Below are 21,725 nucleotides of genomic sequence, written 5' to 3'. Positions count from 1 at the left end.
GAGCGAGAGATGGATGGCCCTTCGACAGGCTCAGGGACCCACTGGGTCGCTGAGCCTGCCGAAGCGCACGGTCGAGCGGGCTGCGGGGCGTCAGCCCTGGCACTGCTCCGCTTCGGTCTCCTTGCAGATGTCGCGGATGAGGTCGTAGTACGCGTCGTCGACCGGCTTCGTGGCGTAGAACACGCTGCGGAACGAGTCGGAGTCGGCGCTGTCGATGCCGGCTGCGATGATGTCGTCGATCGTGATGTCGGCCAGGCCGTCGATCAGCTTCTTCGAGACGTCCTCGGGGAGGGTCGAGGAGTAGACCAGCGGGGCGCCCGGCACCATGGTCTCGTCGATGACCTTGACGGCATCCGACTTCTCGACCTCGGAGTCCTCGGCGAATCCGGCCTCGCACTCGACGCCCTCACCGGTCTTCTGCACGCTGACGTCGTGCTTGCCGGCGAAAACGGGGGTGATGTCGGTCTTGGGGTCGATGCCCGCCTTGAGCAGGTTGTACGAGGGGAAGAGGTAGCCCGAGGTCGAGGACGGGTCGACGAAGCAGACCTTCTTGCCCTTGAAATCGGCGATGCTGGAGATGTCGCTGTCCTTGGGCACGATCGCCTGCGAGTAGTACCCGGGCTCCTGGCCCTCCTCGGTGACGATGGAGGAGATCGGGGTGAGCTTGGCGCCGTTGTTGGTGGCGGTGACGTAGGTGAAGCCGGAGAACGATGCGACGTCGACCTTGCCGGCGACCGCGGCCTCGATCAGCGCGGCGTAGTCGGTGGACTCGTGGTACTCGACCGTCTTACCCGAGATCTCGGCGATGTAGTCCATGAGCGGCTGGTAGTTCGTCTCGGTGTCGACCGAGTCGGGCACGACGCCGAAGACGAGGGTGTTCTCGTCGACCGCGAAGCTGCTCGTGGACGACGACTCGTCCGCTCCGGGGGTGCCGGTGGCCTCGGCCGAGCCGGAACAGGCGGCGAGGCCGAGGGCGAGGATCGCCGCGCCGGCGAGGGCGGGGAGAGCGCGAAGCTTCATGAGGACCTTTCAGGGTGGGAGGGGTGATCCACGAAGACTCTCGCACGCGCTCCATCGAGATATGTACCTAACTTGGAAGAGTTCAGCGGTCGTTTACCCGGGATTCTCCTGAATGAACACTGACGGAACGAGGCGCGGCCCGCTGAGGTGGTGAAGTAATGTACCTATGTGGCCGAAGCTGTGTACACCCAGATCGCGGACGACCTCCGCGACCAGATCGTCGCGGGCGCCTTGCGTCCGGGCGATGACGTTCCGACCGAGGCGGAGCTCGCCGAGAAGTGGCGCACGTCGCGCGGCCCGATCCGGAACGCGCTGGCAGCGCTGCGGAGCGAGGGGCTGATCGAGACGAGCCGCGGGCGGCCGGCACGCGTGGTCGCACGGAAGGCGAACCAGGCCGTCGACGTCTCGGTGCCGTTCACGCGATGGGCGCGCGAGCTGGGCGTCTCCCCCGGCGCTCAGACGCAGGAGCTGAGCCTGCGGCGCGCCGGCGACATGGCCGCCGCGCTCGGCGTGGAGCCCGACGACACGATCGTCAGCGTCGTCCGCCTCCGACTTCTCGACGGGCGCCCGACGATGCTGGAGCGTCTCGCGTACACCGAGGTCGCGGGCCGGCGGCTCTTCGAGGTCGACCTGGACGAGGTCTCGATCACCGAGCACCTCGCGTCGGTCGGGCATCCGATCGTGAGCCTGCAGCATGTGATCGACGCCGTGGCGGCGGACGATCAGGATGCCGCGCTGCTGCGGGTGGCTCGCGGGACGCCGATCCTGCGGCTCAGCCGCACGTCGCGAGACGCGGAGGGCCGGATCTTCGAGGCATCGGAGGACCGCTACCTCAGCGAGGTCGTGCGCTTCACCGTCGCGGCATCCGGGATCTCGAACGACGGCCACTACATGAGAGCGGTGGGCGGCTAGCGAAGGAGCGCAGGCGCCCGGATGTCGGTCTGGCGACAGCGGGCGCAGCGAAGTAGCGGTGTCCGGAAGGACAGAAGGCGATCGCGAGCGCGCAAGTGTTTCAGAAGCCAGAAAGACCGCGCTCGCGATCGCAGCGCTGGGGACGCTTTATTCTGGGGAGGTTTCAGGATATTTGCCTGGAGAGCCCGATTCGTAGGGCCAAAGGTCGAGACCTTCAGTGGACTTTCGTCCATTATCGCGGAGATGCCACGCGATTCATCGGCCTACTATACCCCGCCGCGCGTCAGGCGATGGGAAGGCGGGCGGACACCAGCCAGTGACCGTCGACCTCGCCCGCGCTGAACTCGCCACTCGCGCCGATCACCCGCTCCGCCATCCGTCCGAGACCCGTGCGGCTGGAGGACAGCTCGCGTCGGGGCGTCGTCGGGAGCGGGCTGCGCAACGTGAGCGCGGCCGCGTCATCATCGAGTTCGAGACGGACCAGCACCTCTCCGGGGCCGGCGTACTTCAGGATGTTGGTGGCGGACTCGCGCACGATCCTCGCGAGCACGATCTCCGCAGCACGCGGGATGCGCTCATCCCGGAGGTCGCCTTCGAGACGCACCGGGTGGCCGGCGGATTCGAACTCCTGCCGCGCCTCGTCGATCGCGTCGGCGAGGTCACCCGTCTGCATCTCGGCGGACCGCGGTCCGTCGTCCGCGAGCTCGATCACGAATCGGAGATCCGCCATCGCCTTTCTCGCGGCGACGCGGATCGCCTCTCGTGAGTCGTTGCTGGTGGAGGGGTCCTCGAGCATCTGCACATGCAGCGCCACCACCGTGAGGTGATGGGCGATGCTGTCGTGCAGCTCGCCGGCGATCCACCGTCGCTCGGCGAGCACTGCTTCTTTCTCCTGCTCTGCCTGTTCGATCAGCTGCAGTTCCAGTCGGCGACCTCGTGCGAAGGCCAGCCGCAGGGCGAAGCCCACGGCGCCTGCCACGGTGGCGAAGACGAGGTACAGCCCGACGTTCACGTTCGCTTCGGCGTCGCCGTTCGCGACGAGCGCCGCCGCCACGAGGAACGCGCCGGTGTAGGAGAGGATCAGGGAAGTCCACCCCAACCGCATGACCAGCCCAGCGGCGACAGCGGCGGCGGTCAGAACCTGGAGTTCAGACCCGGGGATGAAGGACAACGCGAACACGGCACCGAGGGCGCATGTCGCGATGAGAGGTTTCCAGAGGTAGAGCGTGAACGCGGCCGTCGAGGCGATGCTCACGAGCAATGCGATCGGGTTTACCCCTGGTGTCGTGAAGAAACCTATGAGATCTGTGGCGACGGTGATGGAGACGATCACCAGGACGACGATCCGCTCGATGGTGCTGAGCTTCTCACCCCGGGCCAAGCGGAACGTGTCCGCGGATGCCCGGTCTGAGTGGTCGAAGGCCATGTTTCACTATCTCCTATTCGCCAGGTACTCTAGCTGTGAAGACCAAAGAACTTGCCAACCTGCTGCCAAAAAGTCATAACACTCACCTCATTTCCTAGTCGTTCGTCGATGTCTTTACCCATCTTCTCGGCGATGCACAGTGAGCACATCTGACTTGCAGCTAGACCTTTTTGGCCAAAGGTCTACATGCGAGCGGCCCGAAGCCGCCGCCGTTAGGCTTCCCTCATGCCTGACATCCGAGTCCTGATCGTCGACGACGACCCATTGGTCCGCTCGGCGCTCTCGCACTTCGTCTCTCGCGACCCTGAGATCAAGGTCATCGGTCAGGCCGAGGATGGCGTCGAGGCCATCGCCACGGTGGAGCGCGAGCAGCCGGACGTGGTCATGATGGACGTGCAGATGCCCGAGATGAACGGCATCGAGGCGACGGGCGTCATCGTCGAGCGGTGGCCGCACGTGCGGGTCCTCGCCGTGACGACGCTCGACGGACGCGACACGGTCCTGCCGATGCTGAGCGCCGGAGCATCGGGGTACCTGCTCAAGGACTCCAGCGCCGAGGAGATCGTGATCGGCGTGCGCGAGGTGCACAGCGGCCAGAGCTCGCTGTCACCGCGGATCGCATCGATGCTCATCAAGCACGTACGCGATTCCGAACCGCTCACCGGAGACGCGACAGACCTCGAGCCGCTCACCGACCGCGAGGCGGAGGTGCTCCAGTGCCTGGCGAAGGGCATGTCCAACGCCGAGATCGCGCGGGCCCTCATCGTGTCCGAGGGGACCGTGAAGGCGCACCTCGGGCGCATGATGTCGAAGTGGCACCTGCGGGACCGCGTGCAGATCCTCGTCGCGGCCGCGCACGCCGGGCTCGTGAACTTCCGCTGACGAAGCCGCGTGCGGGCCCGGGCGACGGAGTCGACCCGCTCCGCTCACACGGCGAGCAGCACGATGCCGAGGACCACGACCAGTGACGCGCCGATGCGCCACCAGGGTCGCGATTCCCGCAGCACGAACACCCCGAAGAGGCTGACGAGCACCACGCTCACTTCCCGCAGGGGCGCGACCAGCGCCACGGGGGCGATCTGGATGGCGGTGAGCACGAGGATGTACGACAGCGGGGACAGGATGCCGAACACGAGGATCCGCCGCCAGTGCAGGCGACCGAGGGCCCACACGGCATCCCACCGCCGACGCACCGCCACGGAGTAGAACGGCACCTGCAGCAGAGTCGTCCCGACCATGAACGCGACCGGGGAGAGGTTCCAGGTGCGCACCGCGTGCGCGTCCCAGATCGTGTAGATCGCGATCGCGACACCGGTGAGCAGCCCGAACAGCAGGCCGGGATCGATCCGACGGGTCCGCGCTCCGGTCCCGCGGTCGACGAGACCGATCGCCACGACGCCGACGATGATCGCCGCGACGCCGACCAGTGCGACGACCGACGGCCGCTCGCCGAGCAGCAGCACGGCGACGATCACCGACAGGAACGGTCCCGTTCCCCGCGCGGTCGCGTACACGGTCGACAGGTTCCCTTCCCGGTACCCGCGCTGCAGCACCACCATGTAGCCCACGTGGAGGGTCGCGGAGACCCCCACCCCGAGCACGAACGATCCGAGGTCGTCGGCGCCGAGACCACCGGTGAACGGCACCGCCCCGATCCACACGACGGTGCTGGACACGGCGCCCCACCACAGGAACGGGAAGCCCGCTCGGCTCACGCCGTGCGCGATGACGTTCCAGGCGGCGTGGGCTATCGCGGCGCCGAAGACCAGGACGAACGCGAGAGGGGACACGGTGAGACCCTTCCGTCCGACGCGGGCGCGACGAACAGGGTCCTCCGGGCTTTTGTCCTGTCAGATGACGGCTCGCCTGCGGAGGCGGGCCGTGGCGCCGCTCGGACCAGACGGGACGGACCCCGGAACCCTAGGCGCTATCGCGGTACACCATAACCCATCGTCGGGAACGGGAGATGAACAGGACGAGCGCGCTGCGCCGCCTACGATCGAAGGACACCCCTGCAGGAAGGTCACGACATGCCCGTCACCCCGGACGCTCTCGCCCACGCCGAGGACCTCGCCGACTTCGTCGCCGCCTCTCCGTCGAGCTACCACGCGGCTGCCGAGGTCGCCCGCCGCCTCGAAGGCGCCGGGTTCACCCGACTGCAGGAGGAAGAGGCGTGGCCTGCGCAGCCCGGCGGGCGCTTCGTCGTCGTCAGGGACGGCGCCACGATCGCCTGGGTGGTGCCGACGGATGCCGCGGCGACCACGCCCGTGCACGTCTTCGGCGCGCACACCGACTCCCCCGGCTTCAAGCTCAAGCCGCAGCCGACCACCGGTGCGCGCGGATGGCTGCAGGCGGCGGTCGAGGTGTACGGCGGTCCGCTGCTCAACTCCTGGCTCGACCGCGAGCTGCGCCTCGCCGGGCGCCTCGCCCTCGCGGACGGCCGAGTCGTGCTCGCCGACACCGGCCCTCTGCTGCGGCTGCCGCAGCTGGCCATCCATCTCGATCGCGGCGTCAACAACGGGCTCTCCCTCGACAAGCAGACCGAGACGCAGCCCGTCTGGGGTCTCGGCGACCCGACCCAGGCCGACATCCTCGCGGAGCTCGGTGCGTCCGCCGGCGTGACGGCATCCGATGTCCGCGGCTACGACGTCGTCATCGCAGACACCGCGCGCGGCGCCGTCTTCGGCAAGGATGACGCGTTCTTCGCCTCCGGACGCCTCGATGACCTCGCGTCCGTGCACGCCGGAGTCGTCGCGCTCGGTGAGATCGCCGCCCGTTCGACAGGCTCAGGGCCCCGTGCGGGTCGCCCCATCGCGGTGCTCGCCGCCTTCGATCACGAGGAACTCGGTTCCGAATCCCGCTCAGGAGCGGCCGGCCCCTTCCTCGAAGACGTGCTCGAGCGCCTCTACGCCGGACTCGGCGCGGACGCCACCGACCGCCGTCGGGCATACGCATCGTCCTGGTGCCTGTCCAGCGACGTCGGCCACTCGGTGCACCCGAACTACGTCGCCAAGCACGACCCGGTCGTGCAGCCCGTCCTCGGGTCGGGCCCGATCCTCAAGCTGAACGCGAACCAGCGTTACGCGACGGATGCCGTCGGCACGGCCGCGTGGCGCGAATGGTGCGAGCGGGTCGGGGTCACGACCCAGGAGTTCGTGTCGAACAACGGAGTGCCGTGCGGCTCGACGATCGGCCCGATCACCGCCACCCGGCTCGGCATCCGCACCGTCGACGTCGGCATCCCGATCCTGTCGATGCACTCCGCGCGCGAGCTCGCCGGCGTCTCCGACCTGTACGACCTCTCGCGCACCGCGGAGTCGTTCTTCACCGCCTGACCCCGATTGCCGCCCCGGCACGCTCGCGCAGTGCCAAGATGTGTCCATGACGGACATCAAGCCTGCTCTCATCGAGCGCGCGGGCATCGAGATCATCCCCGAATCCGAGCGGAACGCGAAGCCCCGCGACCTGTTCTGGCCCTGGTTCGCAGCGAACGTGTCGGTCTTCGGCATGTCGTACGGGTCGTTCGTGCTCGGCTTCGGCATCTCGTTCTGGCAGGCGACCCTGGTGTCGATCATCGGCATCGTGGTGTCGTTCCTGCTGTGCGGGCTCATCGCGATCGCCGGCAAGCGCGGCTCGGCGCCGACCATGGTGCTCTCCCGGGCCGCGTTCGGCGTGCAGGGGCAGAAGGTGCCCGGCATCATCTCGTGGCTGACGTCGATCGGCTGGGAGACGTTCCTCGCGATCCTCGCCGTGCTCGCCACCGCGACGATCATCACGCAGCTCGGCGGCGACGGCGACAGCGTCGCGCTGAAGATCATCGCGACCGTGATCGTCGCGGCGCTCATCGTGACGGCATCCGTCCTCGGGTACCACACGATCATGAAGCTGCAGTCGGTGCTCACCTGGATCACCGGCGTCGTCACCGTGCTCTACATCATCCTCGCGGCGCCGAGCATCGATCTCGCCGCCGTCATGGCGCGTCCCGACGGCGGCATCGGCCAGGTCGTCGGCGCCCTCGTCATGGTCATGACCGGATTCGGCCTCGGCTGGATCAACATCGCCGCGGACTGGTCGCGCTACCAGAAGCGCACGGCATCCGACGGGGCGATCGTCGCGTGGAACACGATCGGCGGCTCGGTGGCTCCGGTGATCCTGGTGGTGTTCGGCCTGCTCCTCGGCGGCTCGGACGACGACCTCATGAACGCGATCGCCGCCGACCCGATCGGCGCGCTCGCCTCGATCCTCCCGGTCTGGGTGCTGGTGCCGTTCCTGCTCACGGCCGTGCTCGCGCTCGTGTCGGGAGCGGTGCTGGGCATCTACTCCTCCGGGCTCACGCTGCTGAGCCTCGGCATCCGCATCCCCCGCCCCTCGGCGGCGGCGATCGACGGCGTGATCCTCACGATCGGAACGGTCTTCGTCGTCTTCTTCGCGACCGACTTCCTCGGACCGTTCCAGAGCTTCCTCATCACGCTCGGTGTGCCGCTCGCGTCGTGGGCCGGCATCCTGATCGCCGACATCCTGCGCCGTAGGAAGGACTATGACGAGGATGCCCTGTTCGACTCGGCCGGCCGCTACGGCGCCTGGGATTGGACCTCGATCGGCACCATGATCGTCGCCTCCGTGATCGGCTGGGGCTTCGTGCTCAACGGCTTCGCGGATGCCGCCCCCTGGAACAACTGGCAGGGCTATCTGCTGTTCCTCGTCGGCGGCGTCGAGGGCGACTGGGCCTACGCGAACCTCGGCGTCTTCTTCGCGCTGGTGCTGTCATTCGTGGTGACGTATTTCGCGCGCGCCGCGAAGATCCGGCGACAGGAAGAGGCGTGAGCCCTTCGACCGGCTCAGGGACCCAGGAAGAGGTCGTCGAGCGAGGAGCCCAGCGACGAGACGAGACGCCAGGCCCCGACGCCTGGCTGGTCGTGATCGACCCGCAGACGATCTTCGCCGCACCCGACTCGGCCTGGGGATCGCCGTTCTTCGCCGACGCGATGCCGCGCATCCGCGCCCTGGCCGACGCCTTCGGCGAGCGCGTGATCGTGACGCGGTGGATGCCGACGGCCGACCGCTCGACCTCCTGGGGCGCCTACTTCGCCGCGTGGCCCTTCGCCGACCAGCCGCCGACGGATCCGCTGTTCGCCCTGGTACCCGAGGCGGTCGGGCTGTCGCCGCATCCGACGCTGGATCTGCCCACTTTCGGGAAGTGGGGCCCGGAGCTCGAGGCCCTGGTCGGGCGAGCGGCGCGTGTCGTGCTGGCCGGGGTGTCGACCGACTGCTGCGTGATCTCCACGGCGCTGGCCGCGGCGGATGCCGGGGCACACGTGACCATCGCCGCAGACGCCTGCGCAGGGTCGACCGCCGAGAACCACGCCGCGGCGATCCAGGTCATGGGCCTGTATCCGCCGCAGATCACCGTGAGCGACACGGCATCCGTCCTCGCGGCGCGCTGAGCCCTGTCCCGATCTGCATACCCTGTCCCGATCTGCGGGCGAATTCCCCGAAACCGTCCGCTGATCGGGACGGACTCCGCGAATCGGGACCCCGGTCAGGCCGCAGCCCGCACCGCCGCGGCGATGCCGGCAGGCGACCCCTGCCACGGGGCGCCGTGCCCCGGCAGCACCCACGACGCCGACACCCCTGCCAACCGGTCGAGCGAGCTCATGGCCGTGTCGGGCTCGTCGGTGAACGGCGCCGGCTGAGCGCCCGTGCGACCGGTGAGCACGTGGCGTGTGGTGAGCGCGTCACCGACGAAGACCGCGTCGGCGACGGGCACGTGCACCGCGATGCTCCCCGGCGAGTGGCCCGGCATCCCGAGGATCACCGGAGCGCCGGGGAGAGCGAGCACGTCGCCGTCCGCGACCTCGACGACCTCGCTGACGTGGTGCGTGCGCAGGGCGTTCTTGCGGATGCCGTAGGCGAAGAAGCCCAGCGTCGGTCCGAGCCGTGCCGGCCCCATCGCCGTCTTCGGCTTCTCCCCGGTGCGCACGCGGTGGGCATCCGCCGCATGGATGAAGACGGGAACCCCGGCCTCCCGCCGCAGGCGCTCGGCGAACCCGATGTGATCGCTGTCGCCGTGCGTCAGCACAAGGCCCCGGATGTCGGACATCGGACGCCCGATCTCCGCCAGCTCGGCCTTCAGGTCGTTCCAGTGCCCGGGGAGTCCCGCGTCGATCAGCGTGATCCCCTCCGGGACGTCGATGAGGTACGACGCGACGATGTCGTTGCCGAGCCGATGCAGGTGCGGTGCGAGCTTCATGGCGGATTCCTTCCGGGGATGTTTGCGATGGCTACGATACGTAGCTATGATGGCTATTGTCAATAGCTATCAAGGAGTTCCCATGCCGACACCCGATCGGACCTCGCTCGCGCAGATCATCGCCGCGGGCCGCGAGATCCTCGACGCCTCGGGACCCGCCGGCGTGACGATGCAGGCCGTCGCCACGCGCGTCGGCGTGCGCGCTCCTTCGCTCTACAAGCGTGTGCGCGATCGCGACGCCCTGCTCTCGGCCATCGCCGAATCGATCATCGACGAGCTCACCGCCCGCCTCGAAGCCGCGGATGCCGATCTCACCGACATCGCGGGAGCCTATCGGTCCTTCGCCCGGCAGCAGCCCGAGGCGTTCCGGCTCATGTTCAGCGCTGCCGCGCCGCATGCCGCTCTGCAGCGCTCGGCCGCCCCGCTCATCCGCGCGGCATCCGCCCTGGTCGGTGACGATGACGCGCTCGACGCCGCCCGCCTGTTCACAGCCTGGGCGACGGGCTTCCTGCAGATGGAGCTCTCCGGCGCCTTCCGGCTCGGCGGCGACGTCGACCGCGCCTTCGACTACGGGCTGCGCCGTCTGATCGCCGGGCTCACGGCCTGACGAGCGGCATCCGTTCGCGTTCCCGGGTCGCGCTTGCCGTCAGCCTCACGCCGAGAGGTGGGGCCGAATCGGCGACGGGGCCTCACCACGCGGTCCAGGCCGCCCACAGGTCCGCGTACGGGCCCGGCGCGGCGACCAGCTCGTCGTGCGTGCCGGACTGCACCACGCGGCCGTCCTGCATCACCAGGATGCGGTCGGCTGTGACGGCCTGACTCAGCCGGTGCGCGATCACGATGCCGGTGCGTTCGCCGATCGCAGCGAGTGCGGCCTCGTCGAGCAGCTCGGCATCGGCGGATCCCGCTTCGGCGGTGGCCTCGTCGAGGATGACGACGGATGCCGCGGCGAGCGCGACCCGCACGAGGGCGAGGTGTTGCGTCTGCCCCGGAGTGAGCGGCACTCCCGCCTCTCCGACGACCGTGTCGAGGCCCTCCGGCAGCGCGAGGATCCACCCCGCTCCGAGCTCGTCGATGACCCCGCGCATCCGCTGTTCGTCGGCGTCGCTGAAGAGCGCGAGGTCGTCGCGGATCGAGCCGGCGAAGACATGGGGCTCCTGCGTCAGCATCACCACAGCGTCGCGCAGATCGTGCGGATGCCAGGCCTCGATGTCGACCTCGTCGTGCCACACCGCGCCCTCCCCGTGCGGCAGAGCGCCGGCCAGCACCCGCGCCAGAGTCGTCTTGCCCGCGCCGCTCGCACCGACGACGGCGATCTTCTCCCCCGGCTCCGCCGACATCGACACCGCGTCGAGGTCGCGCTGTCCCGGCCGATGCGCGAAACCGAGCTCGCGCACATCGATCGCGCCTCTGCGCGGTGCCGCGACCTCGTCTCGCGGGGCGGGCGAGGGCAGACCGATCACGCCGAACAGCCGGGCGAGGCTCGCGCCGGCATCCTGCAGCTCGTCGATCCGGAACAGGAGCGTCCCCATCGGCCCGAAGAGGCCGAGGAAGTACAGGGCGGCGGCGGTCGCAGCCCCCAGCTCGACCTGACCGTCGGCCACGAGGAAGTAGCCGACCACGAGCACCGCGGACAGACCGACCAGCTCGGCGCCGTTCAGGAAGACGTTGAAGTCGTTGCGCACCTTGGTCGCCCGGACCTCGAGCCCGATCGCGTCTTCGCTCGCCTCGGCGATGCGCTCCAGATGCCGTTCCTCCGTGCGCAGCGCCAGCACGGTGTCGACCCCGCGGACCGCCTCGATCGTGCGCTGTCCGCGCTCCGCGACCACGGCCCGGTGCCGACGGTAGACCGGGGCGGATCGACGCAGGAACCAGCGCAGCGAGAAGTACTGCACGGGAGCGGCCAGCAGGGCGGCGAGGGCGAACCGTCCGTCGAGCAGCCCCATGCCGGCGAGGCTCAGCACGATGCCGAACAGCGCGGCCAGGAAGGCCGGGAGCGCCTCCTCGACGACCTGCCCGACCGCACGCACGTCACCGGAGAGGCGGGCGACCAGGTCGCCTGTCCCGGCGGCCTCGATGCGAGCCGTGGGCTGTGCCAGCGCCGTGCGGAACGCGGCCTCCCGCACCTCGCGGATCGTGCCCTGGCCGAGGCGCGCCAGCAGCACGCGTCCCGCCCAGGTGAGCGCGGCACCCGCGGTGAGCGAGCCGACGAGCGCGAGCCCGTAGGGCAGCAGCGATCCGCCGCCCCGGGTGATGTCGTCGACCATGAGGCCGATGATCCAGGGGGCCACGAGCGCCGCGCCGACGCCGGCGCACAGGGTGACCAGCGCCAGGATCGTCAGGCCCCGGCGCCGACCCAGCGCGGCGAGCAGACCGCGGGCGGTATCGCGACCCGAGGCGATGGGCAGCTTCTCCTCGATCATGACGCCGCCCTCCTCAGGTCGTGCACGCGATGACAGGCCGACAGCAGGGATGCCCGGTCCGTGAGCAGGACGATCGTGCGACCTTCGCCGGCGAGCCCGGCCGCGACCTGCGCCTCGGTGATGGGATCTATCGCGGTGGTCGGCTCGTGCAGCACGAGAAGGCGCTGCGGCTGGTGCAGCGCACGGGCGAGCAGCAGGCGCTGGCGCTGCCCTCCCGACAGCCGCAGACCGCGTTCCCCGATGCGCTCGTCGAGACCGTCGGGCAGGCGGTGCACGACCTCGTCGAAGGCGGATGCCGACAGGTGGGCGTCCTCGATCGTCTCGGCGATGTTCTCGGCGGCCGAGCCGGTGAACACGGCTGCGTCGTGCGGCGGCGCGAACACCAGCGCCCGCAGGCCCTCGGGTCCGAGGTGGATCGCGTCGATGTCGTCGACGACGAGCTCGCCCGCGTCGGCCTCCCTTCGCCCGCCGAACAGGTGGGCGAGATCGGAGATGCGCTCCGGGTCCGCACGGATGCCGGTGATCTCGCCGGCGGCGATGTCGAGGCGTCGCCCGTCGACGACCACCCGCGCGACGACGTCACTGCCTCCGGAAGGGGCGCCCGGCAGTGCGGCATCCGGCAGCACGGCATCCGAAGCGGCCGACGCCTCCCCCGCCTCCTGGGCGAACTCGGCGATGCGCGTCGCCGAACCGTGCTTCGACGCGATCTCCGCGGGGAGGTATCCGAGTGCCGACAGGGGTCCGCGGATCGTCTGCGCCAAACCCATCGCGGTGACGAAGCCGCCGACCGTGATCGCCCCGTCCAGGGCCAGCCACCCGCCGAGGACCGCGATCCCCGTGAAGGCGAGACCGCTGACGACGAGATTGAGCGCGGTCAGCGCCGCAGCCGCCTTCTCGGCGCGATACGCCGCCCCCGCGGCGACCGCGCTCTCGGCGACGTAGCGCTCCGTCGCCCGCGTGGCGCCGCCCAGGGCGCCCAGCACACGGAGCCCGGTGGCGAAGTCCGTGCTCACCGCGTCGAGCCGGGCGGCCTGCCGCTGCGCCTCGTAGCCGCGCCGCCGCAGACCTCCGCTGACGGCGTTGACCACGAGCGCCTGCACGAGCGTGCCGATGACGACGGCGAGCGCGAGCGGCCAGGCGATGATCAGCAAGGTGATGCACGCGACGATCACGGCCGTCACGGCCGCCGCCTGCTCGGCCACGACCCAGAAGAAGCCGGCCGTCTCACCGGCATCCGAGGAGGAGATCGTGAGGACCTCGCCTGCCGGTCGGCGAGTGCGTCGGCGCAGGGCGAGACCGAGGACGCCCTGCCGGAGGGAGTGCTCGCCGCGCGCGTAGACGACGGTGCCGACACGGTCGCCGAGCTGCCAGGCGCAGATCAGCACCGCGAAGACCACGACCAGGAAGGCCAGCGACCAGGCCAGCGCGACCGGGTCGTGCGGGGCGATGGCCCGATCGATCACGACGCCGACCGCCACCGGAACCATCACCTCGGCGAGCTGGTGGCCGCAGAAGCCCACGATCGAGAGCGCGGCCCGCGCGCGGCGCCCCCTGCCCCAGACGGCTTCCCGGAACACTCCGCCGACGGTGGTCACGAGAGCGTCGCCGAGGCGGGGCGGAAGAACATGGGGCTCCTGAGGTTAGTAAGGGTTACCTTACTAACGTAGCCGACGCGCGAACCCGCGCCGACCTCGCGCGACGCTCATGCGAGGCGGACTGCGTGCGAGGCGAACCGGAATACTGGCACACTGATGCGCAGGGAGGGGTTCCATGAGCATTGGCGCGCACGCCGAAGAGTCCGATCACCCGAAGAAGGCCCGCCGGCCATGGCACCGCACGAAGGTCGCCCTCGGCGTGATCATCGCCGTGGTCGCGGTGGTCGCGATCATCGGGTCGATCAGCCCCTGGCCCTCGGCGATGATCATCCGCGCGGTGTTCACGAAGGGCGGCGACGCGACCGCCGCCGAGATGGACAAGCACGTGCCCGACACGAAGCTCACCGAGACGCTCGACGTCTCGTACGGCGACGCGGGCGCCGACACCACGATGGACGTCTTCCGTCCGGCATCCGCCGACGGCCCCCTTCCGACCGTGGTCTGGATCCACGGCGGCGCCTGGATCTCAGGAGCCAAGGAGAACGTCGACCCGTACATGCGGATCCTCGCCGCCGAGGGCTACACGACCATCGCGGTGAACTACACGATCGGCCCGGAGGGCGTGTACCCGCTCGCCGTGAACCAGCTCAACGAGGCCCTCGCCTACATCGACGGGCACGCGGAGGAGCTCGGCGTCGACCCGAAGCAGATCGTGCTGGCCGGAGACTCCGCCGGCGGACAGCTCGCCAGCCAGATGGCGACGCTCATCACGAGCCCCGACTACGCCGAGATCATGGGCATCGAGCCGACCATCGCGGCCGATCAGGTCGTCGCGACCGTGCTGAACTGCGGCGTGTACGACCTCGCCGCCCTCGCCCGACTGGACGGTATCGCCGGCTGGGGCTTCAAGTCGGCGATGTGGGCGTACTCCGGCACGCGCACCTGGGCCGAGGACTCGACCGGGGCGACCATGTCGACCGTCGACTGGGTGACCGCGGACTTCCCGACGACGTACATCTCCGGCGGCAACGGCGACGGTCTCACCTGGCTGCAGTCGATCCCCATGGCGCAGCGTCTCGAGGAGCTCGGCGTGGACGTGACGACGCAGTTCTGGCCCGCCCCGCACGAGCCCGCGCTGCCGCACGAGTACCAGTTCCACCTGGACATGCCCGACGCGCAGACGGCCCTGCAGAAGACGATCGCCTTCCTGAACGCGCACACCACGCGCTGACGGCATCCGCCCCCGCGGCCTACTTCATCGTGTCGAGGATGCCGACCAGGTCGTCGAACGTCGTGAGCGGGTTGAGGATCGCGAAGCGCGTGTTCGGGCGGCCCGCATGCGAGCTCGGCACGACGAACGCGCGCTGCGAGTCGAGCAGCTCGGCCGACCAGCGGTCGTAGTCGGCGCGCTCCCAGCCCTCGCGCTCGAAGACCACGACCGACAGCTGCGGGTCCCGCACGAGCCGCAGCTCGGGGCGACGCGCGATCTCTCCGGCGATGCGCTTCGTGAGGGCGATCGTGCTGCTCACGGCATCCCGGTAGGCGGTGACGCCGTATGTCGCGAGCGAGAACCACATCGGCAGCCCGCGCGGGCGTCGGGTGAGCTGGATCGAGTAGTCCGAGGGGCTGAACTCGTCGACGTCGGTGAGGATGTCGAGATACTCGGCGTGCTGCGTGTGCGCGCGGCGGCCGTTGTCGGGATCGCGGTAGATCAGGGCGCAGCAGTCGAAGGGAGCGAACAGCCACTTGTGCGGGTCGACGATCACGGAGTCGGCGCGCTCGACGCCCGCGAAGATCGGCCGCGCCTCGGGCGCGAGCATCGCGGTGAGCCCGTAGGCGCCGTCGATGTGCAGCCAGAAGTCGAACTCGTCCTTCAGCGCCGCGATGCCCGCGATGTCGTCGACGATCCCGAAGTTGGTGGACCCGCCCGTCGCGACGACCGCGCAGATCTCGTCGCCGTGCTCGGCCAGCGCCTCGCGCACGGCATCCGCTCGCAGCACGCCGTCGTCGCCGGCCGGGACCAGGAGCACGTCGGCATCCATGACCCTGGCGGCCGACTTGTTCGAGGAGTGCGCCTCGACGCTGCACACGATCTTCCACCGCGTCGGCAGCTCCTTGCCGGCAGCGATCAGCCGTGCCTTCGCCGCCTCGCGCGCGGCGACGAGCGCCGACAGGTTGCCGATCGTGCCGCCCTGCACGAACACGCCGCCGGCCGTGTCGGGCAGTCCGAACTCCTTCGCGAGGAACGACAGCACCTCGTTCTCGGCGTGCACCGCGCCCGCGCCTTCGAGCCAGCTGCCTCCGTAGAGACCGGATGCCGAGACGACCAGGTCGAACGCGATGGCGGCCATCGTCGGAGCGGTCGGGATGAAGGACAGGTAGAGCGGATGACTGGTGGTCAGGCACGCCGGGGCGAGCACGTGCTCGAACAGGCTCAGCGCCCGAGAGGCCCCGAGCCCGGCATCCGTGATGGTCGCGCCGATCAGGCGGTTGAGCTCGGCCTCGGACTGCGGCTTGTCGAGCGGCACGTCGGTGGCCAGCATCCGCCGCCGGGAGTAATCGAGCACGGCGTCGACGATCGCGGTCGATTCGGGCGATGCGGCGTGCATGCGGTCGGCGCTCATGGGCGGTCCTCACTGATCGGGATGGCGGAATGTCGGTCGAGCACGGCCGCGACCGTGCGGCGGGCGAGGTCGGCGCGGTCGCGGGGCGCCCACTTCACGAGGGAGTGCGCGCTCATGCCGTCGACCATGGCCAGCAGCATCCACGCGGCGAAGGCCGGATCCGCGGAGTCGTCGGGGTCGGCCGAGTCGGCGTCGGCGATCACGGCCGCGAGCCGGCTCTGCCAGAGGTCCATCTCGGCGCGGACGCGCTCCCCCAGCGGCTCGTTGCGCACCCCGAGCGACCACGCCTGCACCCAGACGAGGGCGACGTCCTCACGGGAGTCGTCGAGCAGGGTCTCGACCAGCCGTTGCAGGCTCGCACGCAGACCGCCGGTCGGCGTGAAGTCGTCGAGCACCTCGTCTCGCTCGGCCGCGACGATCGTGCCGAAGACCTCGGCGACGAAGGCGTCCATGACGGGGCGGTAGTGCGCCACGAGGGCCGGGGTCACCCCGACGCGCGCGGCGACGGCGCGCACGGTGAGCGTGTCGATCCCGCTCTCGCGTGCCAGGGCGACGGCGCCGTCGACGATCGACCGCTCGCGTTCTTCCGGCGGCAACCGCCGCGGTGCGGGTGCTCTTGACGTGGTGTTCATCGAGGGATACCGTAGCACCCGTTGATCACGTGTTCAACAGCGTTGATGCTGTGAACGGGACCACCAGCGAGGAGATCACGATGAGCTGGCGCATGCCTGCCGAGACCGCACGCCACGACCGCACCTGGATGGCGTTCCCCGCCGAGGGCCAGACCCTGGGCGAGACTGCCGCCGAGCGCGAGGAGGGCTACGCGACCTGGACGGCCGTCGCCCACGCCGTCGCCGAGTTCGAGCCCGTCTCGATGCTCGTCGACCCGAGCGAGATCTCCCGGGCGCGCCGGATGCTGGGCGGGGGGATCGACATCATCGAGGCGCCGGTCGACGAGTTCTGGATGCGCGACTCCGGACCCACCTTCGTGATCGACGACGAGCGCCCCGGTGTGCTCGGCGCGGTCGACTGGATCTTCAACGGCTGGGGTGCACCCGACTGGGCCGAGTGGCGCCTGGCCGCCGAGCACGCACGCATCGTCGCGGGCTCCGTCGGAGCGGAGATCGTCAGCTCGGTGCTCGTGAACGAGGGCGGCGGCATCCACGTCGACGGTGAAGGCACGGTGCTGCTCACCGAGACCGTGCAGCTCGATCCGCGGCGCAATCCCTTCGCCGACAAGGCGCGCGTCGAGGCGGAGATGCTCCGCACGATCGGTGCGACGAAGGCCGTGTGGCTCCCCCGCGGCCTCACCCGCGACTATGACGACTTCGGCACGAACGGCCACGTCGACATCGTCGCGACCATCGTCTCCCCCGGCCGCATCCTGCTGCATGACCAGCAGGATGCCGATCACCCCGACCACGCCGTCACCCGCGACCTGCGGGCGCACCTGGAGCAGCAGACGGATGCCGCGGGCCGCCGCTTCGAGGTCATCGGCCTTCCCGCCCCCGCCACGCTGCGAGACGACCACGGCTTCGTCGACTGGAGCTACGTGAACCACCTCGTCACGAACGACGGCGTCGTGGCCTGCGGGTTCGGCGAGGAGAAGGCGGATGCCGCGGCGCGGGATGTCCTCGCCGACGCGTACCCCGGACGCCGCGTCGCGACCGTCGACGCGCGTCCCCTGTTCGACCGCGGCGGCGGCATCCACTGCATCACCCAGCAGCAGCCCGCGCTCCCGACCGCCGGTCGTTGAGCGAGCACCGGCGAGACGAATCACCACCACCGAAAGACCTCTCATGATCGACGTCACCGAAGCCACGATCGCCGACCTCCGCCGTGCACTCGACTCCGGCGCGACCACCGCGGTCGAGCTCGTCGACGCGTACCTCGCGCGCATCGCCGCGTACGACGGGACGGAGACCGCCACCGCCCTCAACGCGGTCGTGGTCGCGAACCCCGCGGCGCGCGACGAGGCCGCGGCATCCGACGCCCGCCGAGCCCGCGGCGAGACGCGCGGCCCGCTCGACGGCATCCCCTACACGGCGAAGGACAGCTATCTCGTCGAGGGCCTCACCGCAGCGGCCGGCAGCCCGGCGTTCGCGGATCTCGTGGCCCAGCGCGACGCCTTCACGATCGAGCGCCTGCGCGCGGGCGGCGCGATCTGCCTCGGGCTGACGAACATGCCCCCGATGGCCAACGGCGGGATGCAGCGCGGCGTCTACGGCCGGGCCGAGAGCCCGTACAACGGCGACTTCCTCACCGCGCCGTTCGCCTCCGGCTCGTCGAACGGATCGGGCACAGCGACCGCTGCGAGCTTCGCCGCCTTCGGCCTCGGGGAGGAGACCTGGTCGAGCGGCCGGGGACCCGCGACCAACAACGCGCTCTGCGCCTACACGCCCTCGCGCGGCGTGATCTCGACCCGCGGCAACTGGCCGCTCGTCCCCACGATGGACGTCGTCGTCCCGCACGCGCGCACCATGGCCGACCTCCTCGAAGTGCTCGACGTGATCGTCGCCGACGATGCCGAGACCCGGGGCGACTTCTGGCGCGCGCAGCCGTGGGTCGAGCTGCCGGCGGCATCCGCCGTGCGCCCGCCCTCGTACCCGGCGCTGGCCGAAGGCGCCTCGCTCGACGGCATCCGCATCGGGATCCCGACGATGTACATCAACGCCGATCCGGATGCCGGCACCGCCGACATCCCGGGAATCGGCGGACCGACCGGGCAGCGCATCGAGACGCGGGACTCGGTCATCGCGCAGTGGGAGTCCGCCCGCCGAGACCTCGAGGCCGCCGGGGCGACCGTCGTCGAGGTCGACTTCCCGGTCGTGTCGAACTACGAGGGCGACCGACCGGGTGCGCCGACACTCGCGACCCGCGGACTGGTGTCGCCGGAGTACCTGCATAGGGAGATCGTCGATCTGTCGGCCTGGAGCTGGGAGGACTTCCTGCAGGCGAACGGCGACCCCGCGCTGCACACCCTCGCCGACGTCGACGGCGCGACGATCTCGCCACATCCGGAGGGTGCACTCCCCGACCGGTACACCGGTTTCGACGACGACATCGCCGAGTACCCGGACTGGGTGCGCCACAACCCCGGCGCGAGGTTCGAGGACATGCCCGAGCTCGCCGAGGGACTGCGTGGTCTCGAGGAGACCCGTCGCCTCGACCTCGAGGCATGGATGGACGGCCTCGGCCTCGACGCCGTGGTCTTCCCCGCCGTCGCCGATGTCGGCCCGGCGGACATGGACGTCAACCCGGCATCCGCGGATCTCGGCTGGCGCAACGGCACCTGGATCGCCAACGGCAACCTCGCGGTGCGCCACCTCGGCATCCCGACCGTGACGGTGCCGATGGGACTGATGGCCGACATCGGCATGCCGATCGGACTGACCTTTGCCGGGCGGGCCTACGACGACACGCGGCTGCTGCGGCTGGCTGCGGCGTTCGAGGCGAGCGGCGCCCCTGGCACGCGGCGCACGCCGCCCCCGCGGACGCCGCGGCTCTAGGCAGCCTTTGCGGGAGGGGCTCTACTCTGGGGTCGTGGACAACGGGGTGATCTTCTACTTGCTGCTCTTCGGCCCGCTGCTGCCCGTCGTCATCGCGGTCGCGGGAGGGATCCTCTTCGCTCTGGGCGCCGCCGTCCACGCGCTGATCGGAGGGGCGGTCAGTTCTTTCGTCGAATACAGCCGTCCGCGCCGCGAGCGGGCGTACGTGAAGAAGCATCAGCGCGGCATCTCGCATCTCTGACGCGCGCCGGGCGGAGCACTCTTCCGGGACGCGATTCAGCGGATGCGGACCTCGCGCACGAGCGGACCGAAGTCCGCCGGACCGAGGTCGAGCAGCTGTGCCACGCCATCCAGCGGCTCTCCGCGGGGCGCGACCCGAGTGGCGCCGGGGAACCGCTCGCCGAGGATCTGTGCCCACCCGCCCTCGAGCAGATCGCTTGCGGCGCCCAGCCGTCCGATGAGGGCCCACCGGAACCCGTCGGCGAGACCGGAGCGCTCGGCCGCGGCGACGACGACGCCCCCGATGTGCGTCCCCGCTTCCGTCCAGATACGCGCCGCCACTGCATCGCCGGCGCGCGCCGCATCCGCCACATCCTTGGCGAACGACGCGACGACGGCGACCGGCGAGGAGTCCGCCGCGACCGTCGCGGCGAAGTCCGCCACAGGACCGAAACGCGCCTCCAGCCGATCCAGGAGATCGTCGGACGCGTGCGGGCGACCATCGGCGGCGCTGATCGCGGCGATCAGGCCGCGTCGCCCGATCCACCAGCCCGCGCCGTCGTCGCCGATCATCCCTCCCACACCGTCGACCCGCGCCGTTCCCTTCGGGCCGTGCCCGAGCCCGACCATCCCGGTGCCCGCGGCCACGACCACCCCCGGAGCGGCGCCCACGGCGCCGAGATACGCGGTGACGGCGTCGTCGGCGACCACGACCCGCTTCACGCCGTACCGACGATGCAGATCCTCGGCCAACGCGTCGATGGCCGGGACGCTGCCGTACAGTCCGGTGCTCCCGACGCCGATCGCGTCGATGGTCGCGAGCTGCAGCTGCTTCGCCGCCTGGGCGACGATCTCGGGGATCACCGCGAGCAGGTTCGCGCCGTACGAGAATCCCGAGACCTGCAGCTCGGGTGCCGCCGCCGACAGCACGCGGATGCGCGCCTGCGTCTGACCGATGTCCACCGCGACTGCGACCATGGCTCTGCGTCCTTTCGAGAGAGTCGGACCGGAGAGGTCAGATGCCGACCCGGTCGACGCCGCCCTGGGCGGGGGCCGGCTCGTCGGTCAGCGCGCGGACGAACCACGAGGTGATCGACGTCGGATGCGTGATGGCGGTGCCGACGACGACGGAGTACGCACCGGCATCCAGAGCGGCGCGAGCTTCGGCGGGGGTGTGGATGCGCCCCTCCGCGAACACCGGGACGGAAAGGCGGGATGCGAGCAGATGGACGAGCTCGAGGTCCGGCCCCGCCGTGCGTGCACGCTCCCCCGTGTACCCGGAGAGGGTCGTGCCGACGATGTCGGCCCCGGCGTCTTCGGCGGCCACCGCGTCGTCGACGCTGCCGGCATCCGCCATCACCAGGAGCCCGGTGCGGTCCCTGATCTGCCGGACCGTCTCCGCGAGCGTCAGGCCGTCAGGACGCTCGCGGCGGGTGCCGTCGATCGCGACGATGTCGGCACCGGCATCAGCCACCGCCAGCGCGTGATCCAGCGTCGGGGTGATGAAGACGCCGTCCGCGCCCACCTTCCACAGTCCGATCTGCGGCACCGTCACGCTCTGCGCGATGGCGCGGATGTCCTGGATCCCCTGCGCCCGGATCGCGACGGCGCCCCCGAGCACGGCCGACTGCGCGATGCGCGCCATGGCCTCGGCGTTCCGGAGCGGTTCGCCGGGATACGCCTGACACGAGACGATGAGGCCGCCGCGGAGGCTGTGGAGCATGGGGAGCTTTCTCTGCGTGCGCGC

At 70.3% G+C, this 21,725-nt stretch carries 20 protein-coding genes; 10 read left to right on the top strand and 10 right to left on the bottom strand.

The annotated features are described in order from the left end of the window. Positions 1 to 90 precede the first annotated feature (90 nt). Complete coding sequence (locus tag MRBLWH11_RS09310; RefSeq protein ID WP_116635578.1) at positions 91 to 1,020, bottom strand: phosphate/phosphite/phosphonate ABC transporter substrate-binding protein; 930 nt, start codon at positions 1,018 to 1,020, stop codon at positions 91 to 93. 168 nt (positions 1,021 to 1,188) lie between these two features. Here MRBLWH11_RS09310 and MRBLWH11_RS09305 point away from each other — a divergent pair, with 168 nt between their 5' ends. Next, positions 1,189 to 1,932 (top strand): GntR family transcriptional regulator, encoded by a 744-nt coding sequence (locus tag MRBLWH11_RS09305; RefSeq protein WP_341947673.1) that lies wholly within the window; start codon positions 1,189 to 1,191, stop codon positions 1,930 to 1,932. A gap of 283 nt (positions 1,933 to 2,215) precedes the next feature. Here MRBLWH11_RS09305 and MRBLWH11_RS09300 read toward each other — a convergent pair whose 3' ends face one another. Continuing rightward, a complete protein-coding gene (locus MRBLWH11_RS09300) occupies positions 2,216 to 3,358 on the bottom strand; it encodes a histidine kinase (protein ID WP_116635576.1) in 1,143 nt (380 codons plus the stop codon). Between the two features lie 225 nt (positions 3,359 to 3,583). Between MRBLWH11_RS09300 and MRBLWH11_RS09295 the strand changes: the two genes are divergently transcribed. Then, positions 3,584 to 4,240, top strand: coding sequence for a response regulator transcription factor (locus tag MRBLWH11_RS09295; protein ID WP_243408912.1), 657 nt, complete (start codon positions 3,584 to 3,586; stop codon positions 4,238 to 4,240). Between the two features lie 44 nt (positions 4,241 to 4,284). Here the strand turns inward: MRBLWH11_RS09295 and MRBLWH11_RS09290 are convergent, their stop codons facing one another. Beyond that, entirely contained in the window at positions 4,285 to 5,148 is an 864-nt protein-coding gene (locus MRBLWH11_RS09290) for an EamA family transporter (RefSeq protein WP_116635575.1), read from the bottom strand. A 240-nt stretch (positions 5,149 to 5,388) separates the two neighbouring features. Between MRBLWH11_RS09290 and MRBLWH11_RS09285 the strand changes: the two genes are divergently transcribed. The 3 genes from MRBLWH11_RS09285 to MRBLWH11_RS09275 all read left to right on the top strand — a co-directional run bounded on the left by MRBLWH11_RS09285 (position 5,389) and on the right by MRBLWH11_RS09275 (position 8,802). Beyond that, positions 5,389 to 6,693 carry a M18 family aminopeptidase gene (locus MRBLWH11_RS09285; RefSeq protein WP_341947672.1) on the top strand — a complete coding sequence of 435 codons (1,305 nt, stop codon included), beginning with the start codon at positions 5,389 to 5,391 and terminating at the stop codon, positions 6,691 to 6,693. 46 nt (positions 6,694 to 6,739) lie between these two features. Beyond that, a complete protein-coding gene (locus MRBLWH11_RS09280) occupies positions 6,740 to 8,182 on the top strand; it encodes a cytosine permease (protein ID WP_341947670.1) in 1,443 nt (480 codons plus the stop codon). A gap of 86 nt (positions 8,183 to 8,268) precedes the next feature. Next, entirely contained in the window at positions 8,269 to 8,802 is a 534-nt protein-coding gene (locus MRBLWH11_RS09275) for an isochorismatase family protein (RefSeq protein WP_341947819.1), read from the top strand. A 95-nt stretch (positions 8,803 to 8,897) separates the two neighbouring features. Here MRBLWH11_RS09275 and MRBLWH11_RS09270 read toward each other — a convergent pair whose 3' ends face one another. Continuing rightward, positions 8,898 to 9,608, bottom strand: coding sequence for an MBL fold metallo-hydrolase (locus MRBLWH11_RS09270; RefSeq protein ID WP_116635572.1), 711 nt, complete (start codon positions 9,606 to 9,608; stop codon positions 8,898 to 8,900). 82 nt (positions 9,609 to 9,690) lie between these two features. On the opposite strand from MRBLWH11_RS09270, the gene MRBLWH11_RS09265 reads away from it, so the two are divergent. Continuing rightward, on the top strand, positions 9,691 to 10,215 hold the full coding sequence (locus MRBLWH11_RS09265) for a WHG domain-containing protein (protein WP_341947667.1): 525 nt from the start codon (positions 9,691 to 9,693) through the stop codon (positions 10,213 to 10,215). A gap of 82 nt (positions 10,216 to 10,297) precedes the next feature. Here MRBLWH11_RS09265 and MRBLWH11_RS09260 read toward each other — a convergent pair whose 3' ends face one another. After that, positions 10,298 to 12,031, bottom strand: a complete 1,734-nt coding sequence (locus MRBLWH11_RS09260; protein ID WP_341947666.1) for an ABC transporter ATP-binding protein — start codon at positions 12,029 to 12,031, stop codon at positions 10,298 to 10,300. Further along, complete coding sequence (locus MRBLWH11_RS09255; protein ID WP_341947665.1) at positions 12,028 to 13,626, bottom strand: ABC transporter ATP-binding protein; 1,599 nt, start codon at positions 13,624 to 13,626, stop codon at positions 12,028 to 12,030. The genes MRBLWH11_RS09260 and MRBLWH11_RS09255 overlap by 4 nt, the downstream gene beginning before the upstream one ends. A 175-nt stretch (positions 13,627 to 13,801) precedes the next feature. Here MRBLWH11_RS09255 and MRBLWH11_RS09250 point away from each other — a divergent pair, with 175 nt between their 5' ends. Continuing rightward, positions 13,802 to 14,857, top strand: coding sequence for an alpha/beta hydrolase (locus tag MRBLWH11_RS09250; RefSeq protein ID WP_341947664.1), 1,056 nt, complete (start codon positions 13,802 to 13,804; stop codon positions 14,855 to 14,857). A gap of 19 nt (positions 14,858 to 14,876) precedes the next feature. Here MRBLWH11_RS09250 and MRBLWH11_RS09245 read toward each other — a convergent pair whose 3' ends face one another. Together MRBLWH11_RS09245 and MRBLWH11_RS09240 are read right to left on the bottom strand one after the other, a co-directional pair. Then, positions 14,877 to 16,250 carry an aminotransferase class V-fold PLP-dependent enzyme gene (locus MRBLWH11_RS09245; protein ID WP_341947662.1) on the bottom strand — a complete coding sequence of 458 codons (1,374 nt, stop codon included), beginning with the start codon at positions 16,248 to 16,250 and terminating at the stop codon, positions 14,877 to 14,879. After that, positions 16,247 to 16,882, bottom strand: a complete 636-nt coding sequence (locus MRBLWH11_RS09240) for a TetR/AcrR family transcriptional regulator (RefSeq protein ID WP_116635566.1) — start codon at positions 16,880 to 16,882, stop codon at positions 16,247 to 16,249. The genes MRBLWH11_RS09245 and MRBLWH11_RS09240 overlap by 4 nt, the downstream gene beginning before the upstream one ends. Before the next feature lie 80 nt (positions 16,883 to 16,962). On the opposite strand from MRBLWH11_RS09240, the gene MRBLWH11_RS09235 reads away from it, so the two are divergent. From MRBLWH11_RS09235 to MRBLWH11_RS09225, 3 genes are read left to right on the top strand one after another with little or no spacing between them, the layout of a single operon-like run. Then, entirely contained in the window at positions 16,963 to 18,006 is a 1,044-nt protein-coding gene (locus MRBLWH11_RS09235; RefSeq protein ID WP_341947818.1) for an agmatine deiminase family protein, read from the top strand. Between the two features lie 43 nt (positions 18,007 to 18,049). Further along, on the top strand, positions 18,050 to 19,759 hold the full coding sequence (locus MRBLWH11_RS09230) for an amidase (RefSeq protein ID WP_341947660.1): 1,710 nt from the start codon (positions 18,050 to 18,052) through the stop codon (positions 19,757 to 19,759). Positions 19,760 to 19,793: 34 nt separating this feature from the next. Beyond that, positions 19,794 to 20,000 (top strand): hypothetical protein, encoded by a 207-nt coding sequence (locus MRBLWH11_RS09225; RefSeq protein ID WP_116635564.1) that lies wholly within the window; start codon positions 19,794 to 19,796, stop codon positions 19,998 to 20,000. A gap of 35 nt (positions 20,001 to 20,035) precedes the next feature. On the opposite strand, the gene MRBLWH11_RS09220 is transcribed toward MRBLWH11_RS09225, so the two are convergent. Further along, on the bottom strand, positions 20,036 to 20,956 hold the full coding sequence (locus MRBLWH11_RS09220; RefSeq protein WP_341947658.1) for a BadF/BadG/BcrA/BcrD ATPase family protein: 921 nt from the start codon (positions 20,954 to 20,956) through the stop codon (positions 20,036 to 20,038). Positions 20,957 to 20,993: 37 nt separating this feature from the next. Continuing rightward, entirely contained in the window at positions 20,994 to 21,701 is a 708-nt protein-coding gene (locus MRBLWH11_RS09215) for an N-acetylmannosamine-6-phosphate 2-epimerase (protein ID WP_207769966.1), read from the bottom strand. Positions 21,702 to 21,725: the final 24 nt, after the last annotated feature.

It is taken from the genome of Microbacterium sp. LWH11-1.2 (assembly GCF_038397745.1).
Taxonomy (GTDB): domain Bacteria; phylum Actinomycetota; class Actinomycetes; order Actinomycetales; family Microbacteriaceae; genus Microbacterium.
The sequence above is the reverse complement of the archived record's forward strand: the minus strand, read 5'-3'. Positions and strand labels throughout refer to the sequence as shown.